General features: G+C 69.0%; 15 protein-coding genes. 6 read left to right on the top strand and 9 right to left on the bottom strand.

All coding sequences use genetic code 11. The annotated features are described in order from the left end of the window. Window position 1: 1 nt before the first annotated feature. Window positions 2-4,519 (top strand): glutamate synthase large subunit, encoded by a 4,518-nt coding sequence (gltB, locus tag B9Y70_RS03950; RefSeq protein ID WP_085548960.1) that lies wholly within the window; start codon window positions 2-4, stop codon window positions 4,517-4,519. Further along, window positions 4,512-5,936: a glutamate synthase subunit beta gene (locus tag B9Y70_RS03945; protein ID WP_085548959.1), complete on the top strand. Its 1,425-nt coding sequence runs from the start codon at window positions 4,512-4,514 to the stop codon at window positions 5,934-5,936. The genes gltB and B9Y70_RS03945 overlap by 8 nt, the downstream gene beginning before the upstream one ends. A 191-nt stretch (window positions 5,937-6,127) precedes the next feature. Here B9Y70_RS03945 and B9Y70_RS03940 read toward each other — a convergent pair whose 3' ends face one another. The 5 genes from B9Y70_RS03940 to B9Y70_RS03920 all read right to left on the bottom strand — a co-directional run bounded on the left by B9Y70_RS03940 (window position 6,128) and on the right by B9Y70_RS03920 (window position 14,881). Further along, window positions 6,128-9,511 carry an arabinosyltransferase domain-containing protein gene (locus B9Y70_RS03940; RefSeq protein WP_143337507.1) on the bottom strand — a complete coding sequence of 1,128 codons (3,384 nt, stop codon included), beginning with the start codon at window positions 9,509-9,511 and terminating at the stop codon, window positions 6,128-6,130. Between the two features lie 16 nt (window positions 9,512-9,527). Beyond that, a complete protein-coding gene (locus B9Y70_RS03935) occupies window positions 9,528-11,564 on the bottom strand; it encodes a galactan 5-O-arabinofuranosyltransferase (protein WP_085548957.1) in 2,037 nt (678 codons plus the stop codon). Between the two features lie 2 nt (window positions 11,565-11,566). Then, on the bottom strand, window positions 11,567-12,328 hold the full coding sequence (locus tag B9Y70_RS03930; protein ID WP_085548956.1) for a decaprenylphospho-beta-D-erythro-pentofuranosid-2-ulose 2-reductase: 762 nt from the start codon (window positions 12,326-12,328) through the stop codon (window positions 11,567-11,569). Window positions 12,329-12,344: 16 nt separating this feature from the next. After that, window positions 12,345-13,760 (bottom strand): decaprenylphosphoryl-beta-D-ribose oxidase, encoded by a 1,416-nt coding sequence (locus tag B9Y70_RS03925; protein WP_085548955.1) that lies wholly within the window; start codon window positions 13,758-13,760, stop codon window positions 12,345-12,347. Between the two features lie 848 nt (window positions 13,761-14,608). Next, entirely contained in the window at window positions 14,609-14,881 is a 273-nt protein-coding gene (locus B9Y70_RS03920) for a hypothetical protein (RefSeq protein ID WP_085548954.1), read from the bottom strand. A gap of 30 nt (window positions 14,882-14,911) precedes the next feature. On the opposite strand from B9Y70_RS03920, the gene B9Y70_RS03915 reads away from it, so the two are divergent. Genes B9Y70_RS03915 through B9Y70_RS03900 form a run of 4 tightly spaced genes read left to right on the top strand, consistent with a single transcriptional unit; the run spans window position 14,912 to window position 17,280 of the window. Continuing rightward, window positions 14,912-15,433 carry a hypothetical protein gene (locus B9Y70_RS03915; RefSeq protein WP_085548953.1) on the top strand — a complete coding sequence of 174 codons (522 nt, stop codon included), beginning with the start codon at window positions 14,912-14,914 and terminating at the stop codon, window positions 15,431-15,433. Next, complete coding sequence (locus B9Y70_RS03910) at window positions 15,430-15,930, top strand: hypothetical protein (RefSeq protein WP_143337506.1); 501 nt, start codon at window positions 15,430-15,432, stop codon at window positions 15,928-15,930. The genes B9Y70_RS03915 and B9Y70_RS03910 overlap by 4 nt, the downstream gene beginning before the upstream one ends. A 19-nt stretch (window positions 15,931-15,949) precedes the next feature. Continuing rightward, window positions 15,950-16,864 carry a plasmid pRiA4b ORF-3 family protein gene (locus B9Y70_RS03905; protein WP_085548951.1) on the top strand — a complete coding sequence of 305 codons (915 nt, stop codon included), beginning with the start codon at window positions 15,950-15,952 and terminating at the stop codon, window positions 16,862-16,864. An 11-nt stretch (window positions 16,865-16,875) separates the two neighbouring features. Then, window positions 16,876-17,280 carry a GtrA family protein gene (locus B9Y70_RS03900; RefSeq protein ID WP_205410408.1) on the top strand — a complete coding sequence of 135 codons (405 nt, stop codon included), beginning with the start codon at window positions 16,876-16,878 and terminating at the stop codon, window positions 17,278-17,280. Here the strand turns inward: B9Y70_RS03900 and glfT1 are convergent. The 4 genes from glfT1 to wzm form a co-directional block, all read right to left on the bottom strand. Further along, a complete protein-coding gene (gene glfT1 / locus B9Y70_RS03895; protein ID WP_085548949.1) occupies window positions 17,277-18,191 on the bottom strand; it encodes a galactofuranosyltransferase GlfT1 in 915 nt (304 codons plus the stop codon). The genes B9Y70_RS03900 and glfT1 overlap by 4 nt on opposite strands. Window positions 18,192-18,201: 10 nt before the next feature. Next, window positions 18,202-19,116, bottom strand: a complete 915-nt coding sequence (locus B9Y70_RS03890; RefSeq protein ID WP_085548948.1) for a type IV toxin-antitoxin system AbiEi family antitoxin domain-containing protein — start codon at window positions 19,114-19,116, stop codon at window positions 18,202-18,204. Between the two features lie 102 nt (window positions 19,117-19,218). After that, the gene (gene wzt, locus B9Y70_RS03885; protein WP_085548947.1) at window positions 19,219-20,028 is read right to left on the bottom strand and encodes a galactan export ABC transporter ATP-binding subunit Wzt/RfbE; all 810 of its coding nucleotides are present in this window, start codon (window positions 20,026-20,028) and stop codon (window positions 19,219-19,221) included. A gap of 10 nt (window positions 20,029-20,038) precedes the next feature. Next, a complete protein-coding gene (gene wzm, locus B9Y70_RS03880) occupies window positions 20,039-20,938 on the bottom strand; it encodes a galactan export ABC transporter permease subunit Wzm/RfbD (RefSeq protein WP_085548946.1) in 900 nt (299 codons plus the stop codon). Between the last annotated feature and the right edge of the window lie 113 nt (window positions 20,939-21,051).

Raw genomic sequence — 21,051 nt, 5'->3', positions numbered from 1 at the left:
CATGGCACCCACCACACCCACGCGCACGCCCACCCGCCGGGGGCTCTACGACCCCGCCCACGAGCATGACGCCTGCGGCGTCGGCTTCGTCGCGGACCTGCACGGGCGGGCGTCGCGAAGCATCGTGGACCGGGGCCTGAAGATCCTGGCCAACATCGACCACCGCGGCGCCGCCGGAGCCGACCCGGACACCGGTGACGGCACCGGCATGCTCCTCCAGATCCCCGACGCCTTTTACCGCGAGGTCGTCGGCTTCGAGCTGCCCGCCGCCGGCCACTACGCCACCGGCATCGCCTTCCTGCCCACCCGCCGCATGGACCTTCTCGACGCCCGCCGCGAGATCGAGGACATCGCCCGCGAGGAGGGCGCCGAGGTCCTCGGCTGGCGCGAGGTGCCCGTCGACCCCCGCGGCCTGGGCACCGCCGCCCGCGAGGCCATGCCGCGTTTCCACCAGCCCTTCCTCGTCGCGGAGGGGAAGTCGGGCCTCGAGCTCGACCGCGTCATGTTCTTCGTGCGCAAGCGCTGCGAGCGCGAACTGGGCACCAAGCACGGCGAGAACACCGTCTACTTCCCGTCCCTGTCGGCACGCACCATCGTGTACAAGGGTATGCTCACCACCCCGCAGCTCGGGCGCTTCTACCTCGACCTCGCCGACCGCCGCCTCACCTCGGCCATCGCCCTGGTGCACTCGCGCTTCTCCACCAACACATTCCCGTCGTGGCCGCTGGCGCACCCCTACCGGCTGGTCGCCCACAACGGTGAGATCAACACCGTCACCGGTAACGAGAACTGGATGCGCGCCCGCGAGGCCCTCATCAACTCGGAGGCCCTCGGCCCCCTCGAGCGCATCCTGCCGGTGTGCACCCCCGGCGCCTCCGACACCGCGCGTTTCGACGAGGCCCTCGAGCTCCTCCACCTCGGCGGCTACTCCCTGCCGCACGCCGTCGCCATGATGATCCCGCAGGCCTGGGAGCACAACCCCACCATCGACCCCGAGCTGCGCGACTTCTACGAGTACCACTCCTGCCTCATGGAGCCCTGGGACGGCCCGGCCGCTGTCGCCTTCACCGACGGCCAGCTCGTCGGCGCCGTCCTCGACCGCAACGGCCTGCGGCCGGGACGCATCTGGGTCACCTCCGACGACACCGTCATCATGGCCTCCGAGGCCGGCGTCGTCCCCGTCGAGCCGAAGGACGTGGTCAAGCGCACCCGCGTCGAGCCGGGCCGCATGTTCCTCGTCGACACCGCCGCCGGGCGCATCATCCCCGACGAGGAGATCAAGGCCCGCCTCGCCGCCACCGCCGACTACCGCACGTGGATCGCCGAGAACTTCGTGCCGCTGGCCGACCTGCCGCAGACCCGCTACGAATACATGCCGCACGAGCGCGCGGTCCTGCGCCAGCGCGTCTTCGGCATCACCGAGGAGGACGTCGAGCTCATCATCGCCCCGATGGCCCTCCACTCCGCCGAGGCCCTCGGCTCGATGGGTTCCGACACCCCCATCGCCGCCCTCTCCCAGCGCCCGCGGATGCTCTACGACTTCTTCTCGCAGCGCTTCGCCCAGGTGACCAATCCGCCGCTCGACGCCATCCGCGAGAAGCCCGTCACCTCCATGGACACCCTCCTCGGCGCCCAGTCGGATGTGCTCCACCCCGGCCCGGAGGCCGCCCGCCGCATCCGCATCGACGGCCCCGTCCTGGACAACCACGACCTGGCCACTCTCATCCACGCCGACGACCACGGCGAGTGGTCCTCCTTCCACGCCGCCGTCATCTCCGGCCTCTACCCCGTCGCCCACCACGGCTTCGGCATGCGCGAGGCCATCGACCGCGTCCTCCGCGAGGTGGACAACGCCATCGCCGGCGGGGCCTCCCTCATCGTCCTCTCCGACCGCGAGTCCGACGAGCGCTTCGCCCCCATCCCGTCCCTGCTGCTCACCTCGGCCGTCCACCAGCACCTGGTCACCGAGCGCACCCGCACCCGCTGCTCGCTCATCATCGAGTCCGGCGACGCCCGCGAGGTCCACCACCTGGCCATGCTCGTCGCCTTCGGTGCCGACGCCGTCAACCCGTACATGGCCTTCGAGACCATCGACGAGCTGCGCATGGTCGGCCAGCTCGGCGACCTCACCCTCGACGAGGCCTGCACCAACTACGTCACCGCCGCCACCTCCGGCGTGCTCAAGGTCATGTCCAAGATGGGCATCGCCACCGTCGCCTCCTACCGCGGCGCCCAGCTCGCCGACGTCACCGGCCTGTCCCAGGAGCTTCTCGACGCCCACTTCGGCGGCCTCCCCTCACCCATCGCGGGTGTCGGCCTCGACGAGCTCGCCGCCGACGTCGCCGCCCGCCACCGCTCCGCCTTCCTCCCGCGCCCCGAGGAGCTCGCCCACCGCGACCTCGACCTCGGCGGCGAGTACAAGTGGCGCCGCGAGGGCGAGTACCACCTGTTCAACCCGGAGACCATCTTCAAGCTCCAGCACGCCACCCGCACCGGCCAGTACGCGATCTTCCGCGACTACACCCGCGCCGTCGACGACCAGTCCACCCGCCTGGCCACCCTGCGCGGCATGCTCGAGTTCGCCTCCGACCGCCCGCCGGTCCCGCTCGACGAGGTCGAGCCCGTCTCCTCCATCGTCGCCCGCTTCTCGACGGGCGCCATGTCCTACGGCTCCATCTCCGCCGAGGCCCACGAGACGCTGGCCATCGCCATGAACCGCCTCGGCGCCATGTCCAACTCCGGTGAGGGTGGCGAGGACCCGGCCCGCTTCGACCGCGACCGGAGCGGCGACTGGAGGCGCTCCGCCATCAAGCAGGTCGCATCGGGTCGCTTCGGCGTGACCAGCCACTACCTCAACAACTGCACCGACATCCAGATCAAGATGGCCCAGGGCGCCAAGCCCGGCGAGGGCGGCCAGCTGCCCCCGGAGAAGGTGTACCCGTGGATCGCCGAGGTGCGCATCACCACCCCGCACGTCGGGCTCATCTCCCCGCCGCCGCACCACGACATCTACTCCATCGAGGACCTCGCCCAGCTCATCTTCGACCTGCGCAACGCCAACCCGGACGCCCGCATCCACGTCAAGCTCGTCGCCGAGCAGGGCGTGGGCACCGTCGCGGCCGGCGTGGCCAAGGCCCACTCCGACGTCATCCTCATCTCCGGGCACGACGGCGGCACCGGCGCCTCCCCGCTCACCAGCCTCAAGCACGCCGGTGGCCCGTGGGAGCTCGGCCTCGCCGAGACCCAGCAGACCCTGCTGCTCAACGGCCTGCGCGACCGCGTCCGCGTGCAATGCGACGGCCAGCTCAAGACCGGCCGCGACGTCATCGTCGCCGCCCTGCTCGGCGCGGAGGAGTTCGGCTTCGCCACCGCCCCGCTCGTCGTCGAGGGCTGCATCATGATGCGCGTCTGCCATCTCGACACCTGCCCCGTCGGCATCGCCACCCAGAACCCGGACCTGCGCGCGAAGTACACCGGCCGTGCCGAGCACGTGGTCAACTTCTTCACCTTCCTCGCCGAGGAGGTCCGCGAATACCTCGCCGAGCTGGGCTTCCGCACCCTCGACGAGGCCATCGGCCAGGCCCACCTCCTGCGCCAGCGCACCGACGAGGAGTTCGTCACCGCCCACCCGCGCGCCGCCCAGCTCGACCTCAGCCCCGTCCTCGACATGCCCGCCGGCACCCCGCGCCAGACCACCACCCAGGACACCGGACTGCGCGGCGTCCTCGACGAGCGCATCCTCTTCGACGCCGAGGAGACCATCGAGGCCGCCGCCCGGGGCGTCGCGAAGCACATCGACCTGAGCTACCCGATCACCAACATCGACCGCACCGTCGGCACCCTCACCGGCTCCCGCATCACCCGCGCCGCCGGGCGGGCGGGCCTGCCCGCCGACACCGTCCGCGTCACCCTCACCGGCTCCGCCGGCAACTCCGCCGGTGCCTTCATCCCGGCGGGCCTCACCCTCAACCTCGTCGGCGACGCCAACGACTTCCTGGGCAAGGGCCTGTCCGGCGGCCGCATCATCCTCAGCCCCCACCCGGAGGCCCCGCCGCAGCTCACCGGCGACCAGCCCGACATCATCGCCGGCAACGTCATCGGCTTCGGCGCCACCTCCGGGGAGATCCACATCCGGGGTGCCGTCGGCGAGCGCTTCTGCGTCCGCAACTCCGGTGCGGTGGCCGTTGTCGAGGGCATCGGCAACCACGGCTGCGAATACATGACCGGCGGCCGGGTCGTCGTCCTCGGCGAGGTCGGCGACAACTTCGGCGCCGGCATGTCCGGCGGCATCGCCTACCTCGCCCCCGTGGGCGACCTCGACCGGAAGGTGAACCCGGGCCTCGTCGACGTCGAGAAGCTCTCCGCGGAGGACCTCGCCTTCCTCGAGGAGACCATCGACCGGCACCGCCGCCTCACCGGGTCCACCACCCCCTGGCAGGCCCGTGACCTGGTCAAGATCATGCCCCGCGACTACAAGCGCGCACTCACCCAGCAGAAGGAGGTTGCCCACCATGGCTGACCCGCACGGCTTCCAGAAGTACCCCCGCACCGAACTCCCGCACCGCCCCGTCCCGCTGCGCCTGCTGGACTGGAACGAGGTCACCGAACTCGGCGACGTCACGCAGCAGGCCGCCCGCTGCATGGACTGCGGCGTGCCGTTCTGCCACTCCGGCTGCCCGCTGGGCAACATCATCCCCGAGTGGAACGACCTCGTCCGCCAGGGCCGCTGGCGCGAGGCGTGGGACCGCCTCCACGCCACCAACAACTTCCCCGAATTCACCGGTCGCGTCTGCCCCGCCCCCTGCGAGGGTGCCTGCGTGCTCGCCATCAACGACGACGCCGTGGCCATCAAGGACGTCGAGGTCGCCATCGCCGAGCACGGTTTCGCGCAGGGCTGGGCCGAGCCCGTCAGGCCGTCGTTCAGCACGGGCATGCGCGTCGCCGTCGTCGGCTCCGGGCCCGCCGGCCTGGCCGCCGCGCAGCAGCTCACCCGCGCCGGGCACGAGGTCACCGTCTTCGAGCGCGACGACGCCCCCGGCGGCCTCATGCGCTACGGCGTCCCCGAGTACAAACTCGAGGACCGCTTCCTCGACCGCCGCCTCGAGCAGATGCGCGCCGAGGGCACCCGCTTCGAGTGCGGCGTGTCCCCCTCCGCCGCGGACCTGGCGCTTTTCGACGCCACCGTCCTGGCCACCGGCACCCCCGTCGCCCGTGAGCTGCCCGTCCCCGGACGTGAGCTGTCGGGCATCCACCAGGCCATGGAGTACCTGCACGGCGCGGAGTCCGATGCGCGCGCGATCGACGCGCGGGGCAAGAAGGTCGTCATCATCGGCGGCGGCGACACCGGCACCGACTGCTTCGGCACCGCCATGCGTCAGGGAGCGGCGAGTGTCACGCAGTTCGACATCCGCCCCCGCGCCCCGAAGATGCGCGCCGCCTCCACGCCGTGGCCCATGTACCCGCTGGTCTGGCGCCTGGCCACCGCCCACGAGGAGGGCGAGTACGTGGAGACCTCCGAGCGTCGCTTCTCCGTCAACACCGTCTCCTTCTCCGGGGAGGACGGGGCCGTGAGCACCATCCACGGCAACGAGGTCAAGGTCGTCGACGGGCGCCGCGTGCCCATGCGCGGCACCGACTTCGAGATCGACGCCGACCTCGTCCTCATCGCCCTCGGGTTCTCCGGGGTGGAGCGCGACGGCCTCCACGCCGAGCTGGGCGTCGACGTCGACGAGCGCGGCCGCATCGTCCGTGACGACGCCTACCGCTCCACCGTCCCGGGTGTCTACGTCGCCGGGGACAACGGGCGTGGCCAGTCGCTCATCGTGTGGGCCATCGCCGAGGGGCGCGCCGCGGCGGCCGCTGTCGACGCCGACCTCATGGGTGAGACGGCCCTGCCCGTCGCCGTCGCCCCGCAGGACCGCCCGCTGAGCGTGTAGGGAGCGTGGGGGCCGGGGCCTTCGGGCGGGTGGTGGCCATATCGTCGTACACCCGTACGGTCTTAGGTCCGTGTCTTCGGTCACAGGCCCTCGCCCGGGCCCGGGGCCGTACGGCGATATCGCCAAACCGGCCCCCGGTACACGCCACGGCCCCGGAAACCAGTGGTTCCGGGGCCTTAAGCGATGCTGCGCTAGTTCGTCGAGATATTCATTTCCGAGGGCTTCCACCAGCCGGAGCGCTGGATGACCTCATGGTCGATCTCCGCGACCGCCGGGGCCTCACCGACGGAGTTCTCCCGCAGCTCGTAGATCTCGATGGATCCCCAGTCGCGGTGCCAGTCGTTGCGGGTGTAGCTGGGCAGCTCGTAGGAGGAGTTGACCGCCTCGGCGGTGCCCATGACGCCGCCGCCGTCGTAGTCCTGGAACGGGGTCAGCGTGGCCTTGCCCGGGTGGTCCGGCGAGATGCGGAACTCGGGGATCTCGGCGACGCCGGCGTAGTGGTCGAAGGTGCGTTGGCAGGGGAACTGCAGGGCGACGGACCAGTCGAGCAGGCCCGGGCGCTCGGAGCCGACGACGTTGTCGAGGGAGTCGAGGGTGGGCACACGCGGCGGGGTGAACGCGATCCACTGGTCGGGATCGAGGCTGAGGTCGGTGGCGACGATGCGCACCACGTTGGCCTCCTCCGGCAGGGCGTCGAGCGGCAGGCGCAGGTTGCGCCAGGACGGCAGCGGGCCGATGTCGAGCATCTCGATCTCCTCGACGTTGCTCACGCGGCCGTCGGCGCCGCGGGTGCCGTACTCGAGGAGCAGTTCCTGGCCATTGTGGAGCACGCCGTTGATGTCGTGGTGCTCGATGCGGCCGGCGGCGGAGACGACGAGGAGTGGGGCGTCTTCGGTGGCGTCGGGAAGCTCGTACCAGGAGGTGGTGATGCTGGCCGGGTACTGGGTGCCCGCGGTCCAGGAGCCAACGACCGGGACGGAGGTGTAGTCGAGGTTGAAGGGCAGGCGGGCGCGAGAGCCGTTGACGCCGACCTCGGCGCGGGTGCCGCCGGTGTTGCCGGTCTCCTGGCCGGTGGCCTCGTCGGAACCGCCGGAGTTGTCGCTGTCGGCGATGGCGCCGACCGACGCGGTGGACACGCTGTCCTGGTTGATGGTCGGCGGGACGTTGTTGGCGGCGAAACCGCGGTTGTCCTCGGACTCGAGGGACTCGCCCAGGGGGACGCCGCCGACGGGGGTGAGGAAGGAGTCGTTGGAGTTGGTCTCCACCATGGCGTCGTTGGCCAGGCTGCACGTGTTACCGGCCAGCGAGCGCAGGTTGCCCATGCCGACAGTGTAGGCGGGGGCCTGGCTGACGAAGGCCTTGGCGAAGGACGCGATGGAGAACAGGATGATGAGGGCACAGGCCACCGCGATGGGGGCGGCCGCGACCCCGGCCCAGCGACCGCGCTTCGCGGCCTCGGCGGCCTCGAGTTCGGCGTGTCCACCGTGGGTCTCGGCGCGGGCGGTGCGGATCTCCCCGAGGAAGGACTGCAGCACGCCGATGAACAGCACGGCCAGGGCGATGAACAGCATGATCGTGGAGGACTCGACGGCGTTGTACTGGACCGTCTTGTCGAACCACGGGATGCCGTAGCTGGAGATGTACCACCAGCCGTTGATGCCGGCCAGCGAGATCGCGGTGATGAACAGCACGGCACCGATCATGAGGGTGCGGGCGCGGGCGGAGCGCATCGCCAGCGCGGACAGCGCGACGGCGGCCAGCGCGGCCAGGGCACCGGCGATACCGGCGTACACGCCGAAGTGGTGGGTCCACTTCGTCGGCGTGAACATCATGAAGAACATGGTGCCGAAGATGATGAGGATGAGGCGCAGCGACGGATCCTTCGCGGCCCCCGGCACGCGCCCGTTGCGCAGGATCGCCGCGATGACGATCGCCAGGCAGAAGAACATCATGAGCACCGCGAAGCGGCGGGTGAGCGAACCGTCGACGGTCTGCTCCATGAGCGTCTGGTAGCGGACCCACTCGTCGTACCAGTTGAGGGCCGGGCCCTTGGCGGAGCGCACGCGGATCGCCTCGAGCACCGACGCCAGCGTCTGGTCGCCGAAGACACCGATGAGGATGGCGGTGCCCGCCGCCAGGAAGGGGGCCAGCATCGCGGTCACCGCGGTGATGATGCTGCTTCTCGACGCCCGCTCCCCGTTCGGTCCCCGCCCGGCACCGAGCAGCGGCAGGCGGCGGTAGAGGATGCGGATGAGGCTCGACAGGGAGGCGAGCAGCGCGGAGACGGCCATGAGGCCGGTCGGTCCGGCGCCGAGGGAGATGGTGGCCAGGATGACGCCGACGGCCGCGGGCAGCAGGCGGGAGGTGGCGATGGCGCGCTCGAAGGAGGCCCAGGTGAGCACCGCGCCCATGGCGATGATCGGCTCCGGGCGGATGCCGTTGTTGTAGGGCAGCCAGAAGGCGAGGAACACCATGGCGGCGGTCCAGTGCGCGACCTGGCGGCCGGCGATCTTCGCGCCGAGGCGGGGCAGGATCTCCCGGGAGAGCACCAGCCAGATGATGATGCCCGACAGCAGGGCGGGCAGGCGCATCCACACCGAGGCGGTGGACACCTGCGTCATGAGGGCCAGCAGGTCGTAGTACGGGGATCCGAAGGGGGACTCCGGGACGCCGAACCAGCGGTAGTAGTTGGCCGTGTAGTCCGCCCCGTCGGAGACGCGCGCCATGGTGAGGATGAAGCCGTCGTCCGAGGTGTTGGCGCCGAAGATGTGCCAGAACAGCAGGATCGTGCCGACCACGCCGTCGAGCGGGCGGGGCCGCCACCAGCCGGCGGGCAGGAAACGGCGGGTGGAGCGGCCGTCGAGACGGTCCATGCGGTGCAGCGCCCACAGGGCCACCAGCAGGGAGGCGAGGCCGCCGAACATGGCGACGTACTTGATGAACGAGGGGGCCGAGGTGAAGCGGGAGTTGATCTCGACGTCCGCCGCGAGTCCGGCGTCGACAAGCGCTGCCACGTCGCCGTCGAGCTCCGTGTAGATGCCGGTGACCTGCGGGCGCACGTCCTCGTCGTCGATGGTCCCCTCGTGTCCGGTGCCGGGGATCTCGGCGACGGTCTCCTCCTCGGTGGAGGTGATGGTGAGCACCGCGTCGTCGGGCAGCCTCTGTACCTCCGCCTCCGTCAGCTCGAGCGGCACCTCGTTGCGGACGACGACGTCGATGCCACCGTCCCACGAACGGATGAACAGGCCACGCGAGGTGGCGTCTGTGGAATCCGACGGCAGCGTCGAGAGGATGAGCGACTGCCCCTCACGCAGCGCGGCGAGGGACTCCTCCACCGGGAGCTCGATGTCGAGCCGCTCCGGGGCGTAGGACACCAGCGGCGCGTTCACCGAGGTGAGGCTGTCGCCCTGCGGCCACGAGAACGAGGACTGGGTCTGATTGACCGGGAGGAACGGGGTGAGCACGAACAGCACGAAGCCCAACAGGCCCGAGATGATCGCGACGTTCTTCAGCCACCCGGGCGCTACTGAGGTAGCGGGAGCAGGCTCTCGGTGGGACACGGCAGTAGCAGACACAGAAGTGGAGTCTACGTCAGACGCCGTCCTTTACCCGGCTTGCCACCACAAAGGGCCCGATCTGGGTGATATGCCACAGATCCTCCGCGAAGACCTCCGGATTGAAGAAGATGCCGCGGTAGCGCACGTTCGGATTGTTCGGGTAGATGTCCTCCGCGAGGTGGGACTTCCAGCCGGCGTCGGTGGCATCTCCCACCGGGCCGTCGACGGTGCCGCGCAGGATGAACACGTCCGGGCCGCGCCACGGGGTGCCGTCGAGATCCGCGAGGAACTCCTCCGGGGTGGACTCCCAGGAATCCACCGCCCAGCCCTCGATGGCCTCGTTGCGGGCGGTGAACTCACCCAGCGGGTTGGCGTAGTGGCTGGTGAAGGCCTGGAACCCGAAGTACGGGTGATAGGACATGAAGTTGATCTCGTCGGTGAGGACGATGGTGTCCAGCGGATCGTGGCCGTGGGAGCGGATCTCCTCGTCGATCCGCGGGTAGTAGCGGCCGGCGTCGGCGGCGAAACGGTCGGCGCGCTCGCCGTAACCGTCGGTGTCGGAGTAGGCGCGGTCGATGGCGCGCTGGTTCTGCACCGGGATCTGCTGCGCGTACACGAGGCCGGCACCGCAGAGGATGAGGACCATGAGGATGGTCACCGAGCGGCGGGCCCGGGCGCTGAGCTGCTCCGGGTAGAGGGCGTCGAGGCCGAGGAGGCGCAGCTCCGCGATGGCCAGGACACCGGCGGTGGCCATCTGCAGCACGATGAGGGTGTCCACGCGGAAGCCGAGGAGCGTGGTGCCGGCGAGGGTGGCCACCATCGAGGCGATGGACCACAGGTAGAAGCCGATGAGGCCGATGCCCATGCTGCGGGCGTCGTAGTCGGAGGCGCGCACGACCAGCCAGATGAGGCCGAGGAGGCAGAGGATGCCCACCACGGAGAGGGAGAGGAAGGGGACGGGCAGCTGCGCACCGTCGACCGGCAGGTAGTTGGGGGCGGCGGAGCCGTCGGACGGGTGCCCGGTGAGGGTGAGCCACACGTACGGCCCCCACACGACCGCCGCGATGGCGAGAGAGCCGAAGCCCACGACCGCCAGGCGCACGACGGGGCGGATGGTGCGGTAGTAGAGGATGGCGAAGACCGTGCCGATCGCCACCACCGACAGCGCCACCACACCGGTGTACAGGGTGTACAGGGAGGCGGAGACACCGAGGAAGACGGTGGCCCCGATGATGGCGAACCACCTGCCCCGCAGCGCCCGCCCGGCGATGACTGTGGCGGCCGGGGCACCCATGGCGGCGATCGCACCGTAGGGCTCCTCGGGGGCCATGACCAGCATGATGCACGTGGTCACCAGCGCGACACCCACCGCGACCGGCAGGGACCCGGTCAGCCGCTGCCACACGGGCACGAGGAGGCAGGCGACGCCGGCCAGGGAGACGAGCGCCCACGGCTGGTACACCTCCCACCCGGGGATGCCGAGGAGCTCGGCGAGACGCCCACCCATCCAGAACCAGCCCAGCGGGTAGTAGGTGGGCAGGTCGATGTAGTTCATGTCCTGGTTGGCCCAGGTGGTGGCCATCCGGGTGAGGAACTGGGTGCGGAACCCCTGGTCGATGTGCACGCCGTCGAGGTAGAGGCGCGTCGCGGACAGGGGGATCGCGGTCGTCGAGATGACCAGCGCCGCCGGCGACAGGTACGCCACGAGGTAGGTGAGGATCACCCGCCACCGCGGGCGCCGGATCGTCGGGTCGCCCCCTGCTTCTCGACGTCGCGCCGCCCCCTGCTCGTCGAGAAGCCAGGCGAGGCACAGCCCGCCGACCGCCACCAGCGTCACGATGGTGACCGCCGTGGACAGCGCGTACGTCATGTTCGACGTGTTGAAAGCGGGCCAGCTGGTCAGCCGGAGGACGAACCAGGCGGCCAGGGTGAGCACCGCGCCGCCGACCAGGGCGGCGGCCATCCCCAGCAGGGTGTTCCGCCTGGTGGGGAGGTCAGAGGTGTAGTCCTCGGTGACGGTGTCCGAGGTGGTCCCCGGGGCGGGAGGGGTCGCGGTGCTCGCTGTCGACATGCCTAAAAGGGTAGCCTGCGGAAGATCTGACGCGGGATCACGTTGAACACGGCCGACACGGCCTCGAACGCCGGGTGGACGAAGATGATGTCGCGGCCCTTGATGACACCGTCGACGGTGGCCTCCGCGACCTGCTTGATGTCGACGGTGAGCGGGGCCTCCTTCACTCCGGCGGACATCTTCGTGCGCACCTGGCCCGGGCGGACGACGAGCACCTTCGCGCCGCTGTCGCGCAGGGCCTCACCGAGCTGGGTGTAGAAACCGTCGAGGCCGGCCTTGGAGGCGCCGTAGACGAAGTTGGAGCGGCGCACGCGCATACCCGCCACCGACGACAGGGCGACGATGGTGCCGTGGCCCTGCTCCTTGAAGCGCTGGCCGAGCAGCACACCCACGGACACGGGGCCGGTGTAGTTGATCTGGGCGGACTCGACGGCCGCGGCCTGGTCCTGCCACAGGGCCTCCTGGTCGCCGAGGGTGCCGAAGGCGACGATCGCCACGTCCACGTCACCGTCGGCGAAGGCCAGGTCGATGACGTCCGGGTGCGAGGCGAAGTCGGTGGCGTCGAAGTCGATGACCTCGACAGACGAGGCGCCGGCGGCGCGGACCTGCTCCACGGCAGCGTCGATACGCGGGGAATCCTCGCGGGCGGCGAGGATGACGCGGGCGGGACCGCGGTCCAGGAACTCGGCGACGATGCCGAGTCCGATCTCCGAGGTGCCGCCGAGCAGCAGAATGTTCTGGGCCTGGCCCACTGCGTTGAGCATCTGGTGTTTTCTCCTGTTAGTTCAGTTCGAGGCGGCGGGACATGTCGGATGCGAAGACGCCGGTGGGGTCGATCTCGTTGCGGGTCTTCAGCCACCCCTCCATGCCGGGGTACATCCGGTGGAAGTTCTCCGCGGAGGTGCGGGACTCCTTCGCCAGGTAGAGACGGCCGCCGAACTCCATGACGCGCCGGTCGAGGTCGTCGAGGAATTCGTTGAGGCCCTTCTTGATGGGGAAGTCGACGCACACGTTCCAGCCCGGCATCGGGTACGACAGCGGGGCGCGGTTGCCCGGGCCGAAGAGCTTGAACACGTTGAGCGCGGAGTAGTGGCCCGAGCGCTGGATGTCGCGGATGATCTCCTTGAACGGCTCCACGGCCTCCGTCGGCACGACGAACTGGTACTGCAGGAAACCGTTCTTGCCGTAACCGCGGTTCCACTCGCCGATGAGATCGAGCGGCTGATAGAACTGCGTGAGGTTCTGCACCTGGTTCTTGTAGGTGCCCGACTTCAGCCACCACAGCTCACCGATGGCGATCATGGAGAACTTGTTCATGGTGAAGGACGGGAAGATGTCCGGCACCGTCACCAGCTGCGGGGCATTGAACTTCAGCGGATCCTTCGCCAGCTTCGGGGCCAGCTCCTTGAGCTGGTCGAGGGTGGCCAGGGAGCCACGGGAGATGGCGGCGCGGCCCAGCTTCGGCTCCGGGCTGATCGCGTCGAACCAGGCGGAGGAGTAGGTGAAGTTGTGTTCCGAGCCGTCGGAGTGGAACTCCACGGTCTCGTCGAGGTTCTGGGTGAGGTCGCCGTCCGCGATGAAGTAGGCGGTCTCCGTCCGGGTCATGCGGATGCGCGCGCGGAGGATGATGCCGGTCAGGCCCATGCCGCCGACGGTCGCCCAGAACAGGGTGCCGTCCGGATCGTCGGCGGAGCCCTCCGGCTCGAGGTGGAGGACACGGCCGTCGGCGACGAGCAGTTCCATGGAGGCGACGTGGTCACCGAAGGAGCCGGCGGAGTGGTGGTTCTTGCCGTGGATGTCCGGGCCGATGGCACCGCCGATGGTGACCTGGCGGGTGCCCGGCAGGACCGGGACCCACAGGCCGTAGGGGAGGGCGGCCTTCATCAGCTGGTCGAGGGTGACACCGCCGTCGACGTCGACGATGGCCGAGTCGGGGTCGATGGAGTGGATCTTGTTGAGCGGCTGCATGTCGACGACCAGCCCGCCGCCGTTCTGCGCCGGATCGCCGTAGGAGCGGCCCATGCCGCGGGCGATGACGCCGCGTCGCAGGTGGGCGGGCTTGTCGGCGTTGTCGTCGGCGACCCGGGCCACCGCCTCAATGATCTTCTCGACGTCCGGCGTCGCCAGGACGTGCGCCGTCGAGGGGGCGGTACGGCCCCAGCCGGTCAGGGACGTCGGTGTGGTCTGGAGTTCCATCTTCGCGAATTCTTCTTTCGACAGATCTGGGTATCTGCGTCCAGCGTAGCCCTGCCCCCGGACATGAGCCGACAGCCGAGCGCGGGGTGTTCCCCGGTCCCAGGGAACTGACAGACAATTTCGTTACGGGGGTAGAGTTTCGCAGGGGGATGTAACGGTGTAATATCCCAGCTGAGCAGCGCCACGCGGGGGTGGTGGGGGTAACCGGGGGTAGCGGATCTGCTAGAGGATGAAACGTCTTATTGTCTGACGACGATAGGGGGTGCTACTTTGAGGTCAACTTCCCATACGAAGTGGATCTGCCGTATAGGGCTCGGATCTCATGGCGAGCGCTCAACGCGAAAGCCGCTTCTCGACGGGAAATCACCCCTGGATTGGGGTGTTTTGCGAGGCGGGAAAAATTTTTTCCGCGCGCCCGTCAGGCGTGAAAACGTGCCGTCTGACCTCGGTTTTCATGTAGTTTCCGCCTCATGGGCGCCCACTTTCGCATGCCGTTTTCGGGTGGACGGCTTGAGGGGCGGCGGGATCCATGCGATTGTTGGTGTCACAGGCACGGACCAACCGGATCGTGTCTCCCCAATACGAATCAAGGAGATCACAATGATCAACAACCTCTTCGGAGTTTCCTCTGACGTCGTCGCCGGTGTTGGCGGCCTCGGTAAGCTCGTCATCGACTGGATCAACATCCTGCTGACTAACGTCATCAACGTCTTCTAAGTCTCTCTGACTTAGACTTCTCCCCTCGACGCCTGCTCTGTCCATGAGCAGAGCAGCAAAGTAAGGGGATGAAAGCAGAAAACTCCCGCGTGGTTCGCCACGACGGGAGTTTTTGCGATTCCCGGGGGCCGCTACAGGTCGAAGATCTCGCGGATCCCGGCCGGCAGGTCCTCCTGCGTGGTGATCTCCGGGCCGCCGCCGGCAGCGTATTCGCGGAGGAGGCGGTAGACCTCGGTGCGTTCGCGGGAGTCGAGGATGGGGAGTTCCTGCGCGATGAGGCGGGTCATGAAGTCGTTGAGGGGCAGGTTGGTCTGCTCCGCGGCGAGGAAGCGGCCTTCGCGCAGGTCGCGCTCCTCGTCGTAGTTGTCTGAGCCGCCGGTGGTCTTCTTTTTTCCGAACAACATGCCACCAGCGTAGACACTAGGGTTTAAGGCATGAGCGACAAGACCGACCACACCGATTTCTACGCCCTCGATGACACGCTGGCTGGCCGGATCACGCAGGCCGGACTGGTGGGGAATGCCATCGCGCTGCCGGATTACATCCGTTCCGGCCCGCTGCGGGTGCTGGCCACGGGAGGCATCCTCCTCGGCGGGGGTGCGTTGGTGGCGGTGCTCAACTCCTTCGACGAGGATCCGGGGAATGATCCGAGGGTGGTGATGGACCAGTTCCGTCGCTCGATCGGTGACATCGGGTCGGTGCCGGGGCCGGGGTCGGACACCCCGCCGGGGGATTTCTCGACGGCCTCCGCCGCGCAGACGTGGACGGTCATCCTCCTGGCGCTGCTGGTCATCGCGGTGCTCGTGCGTCTCGACGCCGCCGTGCAGCGCCGCGTCGCCGCCTGGCTGCGCAGGCAGGGCGTCCGGCGCCCCAACACGTGGATCGGTGCGGTCGCCGCGGCGGTCGTCTTCGCGGTGTCCGAGGTCTCCCACCGTCGACTGGTGGCGCGGGCATGACGCACCGGGTGATCGCGGTCGTCGATGAGCAGGACGAGGTCACGGCCGTGTGGCACGTGCAGACCTCCCCGGACGCGCCGTCGGCGTCGGGCATCCTGTCCGGCGCGTGGCTGCTCGGCGCGGGGGAGGTCGACCCGGGGCGGTTGGTGGATCTCACCGCCGACGCGCACGTCGTGCACACCGGGACGGACGGTCTGGAGCAGATCCGACGGGGCGTCGTGACGCAGCTGGCGGAGTACAGGGCGGCGGCGAAAGCCGCGAAGGAGGCCAGCCCGCAGCTCACCCTGCCGCGGTTCGAGGAGCCGGGGGAGGTGGACGTCGAGAAGCTCGCGGAGGCGTACCACGGTGCGCCGGAAGGACGTCTGGCCTGGGCGTATGCGACGGCTGCGGCGGAACTCGTCGAGGCGTGGCACACCATCGAGTCGCAGCGACGCTCCCGGAAATACCTGCAGGAACAGTACGGCGCGCAGGTGCTGCCGCTGCCGGTGGCGGACTGAAAATCGCTACCCTGGTGGCATGTCCAACAACGGTGCGGGCCACGCAGGCCAGGTCGTCGACCTGGCGGCCGTGCGTGCCCAGCGGCAACGCCAGGCGCGCACCGTCATCCTCCAGGCCTCCAACGTGCGGGCCGACGCCGAGGTACACCGCCACATCGGCCTCAACGACTCGCTTCACCTGGCGGACCTGCACGAGATCCTCGGCACCAGTTTCGGGTTCTGCGAGAGCCCCGGCGCCACCCCGTGGCACTTCTCCACCGCGGACGACCGGGAGGAGCGGCTCGACGCCGCCGACCCCATCCACGAGCACCTCGCCGGTGAGGGCGACCGCATCAGCTACCACTTCGGTCTGTGGGACGTGACCATCACGGCCGTCGAGTCCTACCCGCGCGACGCCGGCACGCCCCGTGCCCTGTGCGTCGGCGGGTCCGGGGCCTTCGGCGACCGGGAGTTCGACCTCGCCGACATCAACGCCGCGCTCACCGGCACCGCCACCATCCGCACCGTGCTCGAGGCGACGAACCCCGAGGTCCGCGACATCATCACCCGCTCCGGCATCTTCGACTTCGTGCCCCTCCTCCAGGCCCTCGACCTCACCCGCGAGCCCGACCTGGCGCGCGGGACGGCGGAGCTGTTGCGGGGGCTGCCCGTCGAGAAGCAACCGCCCGCGCGCGACGCCTTCTGGTCCGTCGCCCTCGCCCTGGCCTGCATGGGCGACGAGGCCCTGGGCAACCACATCCTCGAGACCACCATGGCCGCCCTGGGCTGGGAGGATGACGACGGCACCCCCCTCACCGGCGTGCGCGTCCGCGAACTGTGCGTCGAATCGCTCACCCTGCTCGCCGACGTCGGCGGTTACGGCGAACACGCCCGGTCCCCCGTCGACCGGCTCGACATCTACCGTTGCCTCCTCGGGCGGGGTGCCGCGGAGTAGGGTGGTACCTCGTGTCCACTCGCTCAAGCCTCCAGACGCAGGCCGGTAAGTTCATCATCTCCGGCGCGATCTCCGCCGTCGTCGACCTCGGCCTCACCTGGGTCCTGCAGATCTTCTTCGGTGCCGGGCCCGTCCTGGCCCGCTCCGTCGGCTTCATCTTCGGCACGATCACCGCGTACCTGATCAACCGCCGCTGGACCTTCCAGGCGGCCCCCTCCACGCGCCGCTTCCTCATGGTCGCGGCCCTGTACACGATCACCTACTTCGTCAACGTCGGACTCCACGCCGCCCTGTACCGCCTGTTCAGCGGCTGGGAGTGGAACGATTCGCTGGCCATCGTCGTGGCCTTCGTCATCGCGCAGGGCACCGCCACCGTCATCAACTTCATCGTGCAGCGGGTGTTCATCTTCCGCTAGGGGCGGGTGAAACGCTCGTTGCGCCCCTGGCGGTGCAGCCGCAGCCACTCAAGGAAGCCCTTCGGGTCCTTCTCCTGCACGAGGAAGAACCAGCCGAACCGCGCGTACTCCTGCGGCAGCAGCTTCCGCATGCCCGGCTGGCTCATGATGTAGCCGCGGTTGCGGTAGGTGAAGTACCGCTTGGACGCGTTGTCCGGGTACTGCGTGTGCATCTTCCCGCCGAGGATCGGCTTGAACTCGTCCGAGCCGTCCGGGTGCAGGTACGCCGTGGTCAGCGCCGTGCCGAAACGCAGACCGGACCGCACCAGGCGACGGTGGTACTCCACCTCGTCGCCGCGGATGAACAGGCGGTAGTCCGGCACGCCGATGATCTCCATCGCGCGGGCCTTGATGAGCGCCCCGTTGAACAGGCTCGCGATCCCCTCCACGACCTCCCCCTCCAGTTCGTCGCGCCGTCGCCGCCACACCAGCCCCTGCCGCAGCGGGAACGCCAGCTTCTCCGGATCGTCGATGTTGCACACGACGGGGGACACCTCGTGGAGACGGTGCCGCTCCGCGACATCGACAAGCGTGGCCAGAACGTCGGCATCAGCCGGCCGACCGTCATCGTCCGCACACCAGATCGCCTCCGCCCCCAGCGCCAACGCCGTGAGGAAGCCGTACGCGAAACCGCCGGCCCCGCCCAGGTTCGTGCGACTCGGCAGATACACCGCGCGGTCACCCGCCAGCTCCGACACCAGCTTCTCGACGCTCGCCTCACACCCGTTATCCACCACAATCACCCACTCCACCGGGTGCGACTGCGCCACCACCTGCTCCAGCGACGCGCGCAGCAACTCCACGCGCTTATGGGTGACGATCACCGCCGCCACAGAATCGGCGCGGTCAAGATGGGGAATCGTGGTCGGCATGACGGTCAGTCTAGTCCCCACCCCACCATGCGGGCCCCCTGGTGAACACGTGGTGCCACTTCCACACCGGAAGACGCTCCGTGACCAGCTGCACGGACGACCCCTGCGCCGTTGCGACGATCTGCTCGACCACCGGCTCCAGATGATGCCGCACACAACTGCCCGAGTAGCGCAGCACCCGGTAACCGCGCCGGGTCGCCAGATTCGCCTTCCACCGGTCCTGCACGAAGGACTCCCGACTCTCCGCGCTGTGGAACTGGTACCCGTCGATCTCCACGATGATCCCGGCCTCCGGCAGAACGATGTCGAAGTAGTAGTGCTCGATGAACACGTTCTGCTCGATGGCCACACCCCGCGCGATGAGCGCCCGCGCCACCTCCCGCTCCGCCTCACTGTCCGCCCCGATCGCCGCCCCGGACACCAACCTGTGGAACCGCGCCGGAACCCGCAGCATCGTCGCCACCTCCGCCGCCAGGGCCTCCTTGCCCTGGTGGCCCGTGAACTCCCCCTCCAGGTAGGCGATGAGCTCCGCGTCCGTCACCTCGTCCGCGTCCCCCACCGACACCGCCCGCAGAGTCACCCGGAAGCCCGCGACCTCCTCGTGCCGGGTCTCCCTGCGGCGGACCAGGGAGAGTTTCGCCGACGAGTGGCCCGAGCGGCCGACGGAGGTCACCGCCTGGACCGGCAGCGTGATCGCCCCGCCCTGGCGCAGCTGCAGGGCGGTGCGGCCCGTGAACACCAGGTCAGGGCGTCGGTGCACGAGAGCCCGCAGCAGGAGCTTCCCCTCCGGTGGTGAGGTGGTGAACACCCCCGGTTCCACGCGGTGCAGACGGCCCGCGCGGACCAACCTCTCGATCTGCCTCTGGCTCAGCCCGCGCGCCCGCAGCGCGGCCGAATCCACGATCTGATCATTCCCGAACTCCATGAGCCCCCCTCGGGGCACAGCATAGAGGGAGAAAAGGTAGATCGCCGTGCAGTAGTCAGATTTTGCAGGCGCGAAAACCGCACTACTGCACGATGATCTACCTCAGGACTGCCCGGAGCCGGACTCCTCCGCCTCGAAGCGCTTGAGCAGGGTGCGCACGTAGTCGCCGGCGCCCTTGCCCTCGTAGTCCTCGACGACCTCGTCGACAAGCCCCGCGGAGCGGATCTGACCGTGGTCGATCCACAGGGCGGTGTTGCACAGCTGCGCCAGGAAGTCGTTGGAGTGCGAGGCGAAGACGAGGATGCCGGAGCGTTTGACCAGCTCCTGCAGCCGGACGCGGGCCTTGGCCATGAAGGCGGCGTCGACGGCGCCGATGCCTTCGTCGAGAAGCAGGATCTCGGGCTCGATCGACGTGACGACACCGAGGGCCAGGCGGACGCGCATACCGGTGGAGTAGGTGCGCAGCGGCATGTCGAGGTACTCGCCGAGCTCGGAGAACTCGGCGATCTCGTCGATCTTGGCTTTCATCTGCTTGCGGGTCTGCCCGAGGAAGAGGCCGCGGATGATGATGTTCTCGTAGCCGGAGATCTCCGGGTCCATGCCCACGCCGAGGTCGAAGACCGGCGCGACGCGGCCCCGGATGTCGGCTGAGCCGCGGGTGGGTTCGTAGATGCCGGACAAAAGGCGCAGGAGGGTGGACTTGCCGGCACCGTTGTGGCCGACGAGGCCGACGCGGTCGCCCTCGCGCAGGTGGAGGTTGATGTCCTTGAGCGCCTCGACGACGACGGTGTTGTCGGAGTTGCGGCCGATCGCGCCGCCCGCGGTGGACAGGAAGGCCTTCTTCATGGAACGCGACTTGGCGTCGAAGATGGGGAAGTCGACGCAGGCGTTGTAGGTGTCGATGGATACCAAGGGAGTCCTCCTAGACCCAGTAGCTCACGCGGAAACGCCACTGCTTCATGGCGAGCAGGGCCAGCAGCAGACCGACGACGGTGCAGCCCAGCACGATCCACCAGTGGTAGGCGGCGATGGGCTGGCCGATCATGGGGGCGCGGATGATCTCCATGTAGTGGAACAGGGGGTTGACCTCGGCGAGGAGGGCGCGCTGGGCGATCTCGCCACCCTGCTCCTTGAGGGTCTGGGTGGTCCACACGATGGGGGTGACGTAGAACAGCAGCTGGACCATGGCCTCGAGCAGCGGCGCGACGTCGCGGTAGCGGGTGGCGACGATGCCGAAGAACATGGTCACCCACACGCCGTTGAGGATGAGCAGCGCCATCGCGGGGATGGCCAGCAGCAGGTCCCAGCCGAGCGGCCGGGGGAAGATCATCATGAGCACCGCCCAGATGACCAGGTTGTGGGCGAGGAACAGGGCCTGCCTCCACACGAGGCGGTAGACGTGCACCGACAGTGCGGAGGGGAGCTGTTTGATCAGGCCCTCGTTGTCGATGAAGATCTCGGCGCCGTCCTTGATGCAGCCGGAGATGAAACCCCACATGATGAGGCCGACGGTGACGTGCGGCAGGAAGTCGGCGAGCGGGATCTGGAAGAGCATCGAGTACAGCAGACCGAGCGCGAGGGCCATGACGCCGGTGGCGATGGTGATCCACAGCGGGCCGAGCGTGGAGCGGCGGTAGCGCTGTTTGATGTCCTGCCAGCCCAGCTGGAGCCACAGCTCGTGCTGGTGGAATCCGCGGACGAGGTCGCGCCAGGCGGCGCTGAAGGTCTTGGACTGCGAGGCCGGCGGGTCTGTGACGGCGCTGGTCGTCATGCGGGCGACGTCGGCACGCAGTTGTTCTCGGGTGGGGGATTGTTCCTGCACACGACCACCCTAACCCCGCGTGCGCCGATGGTGGGCATCCGCCCCGGCCCGCGTCGCCCCCTGTGAATTCGGTGTGAAAAAGGGTAGGCTGCGGGGCGGGGACAGGGGTGTTC

This window comes from Corynebacterium pollutisoli (genome assembly GCF_900177745.1).
Lineage (GTDB): Bacteria > Actinomycetota > Actinomycetes > Mycobacteriales > Mycobacteriaceae > Corynebacterium > Corynebacterium pollutisoli.
The sequence above is the reverse complement of the archived record's forward strand: the minus strand, read 5'-3'. Positions and strand labels throughout refer to the sequence as shown.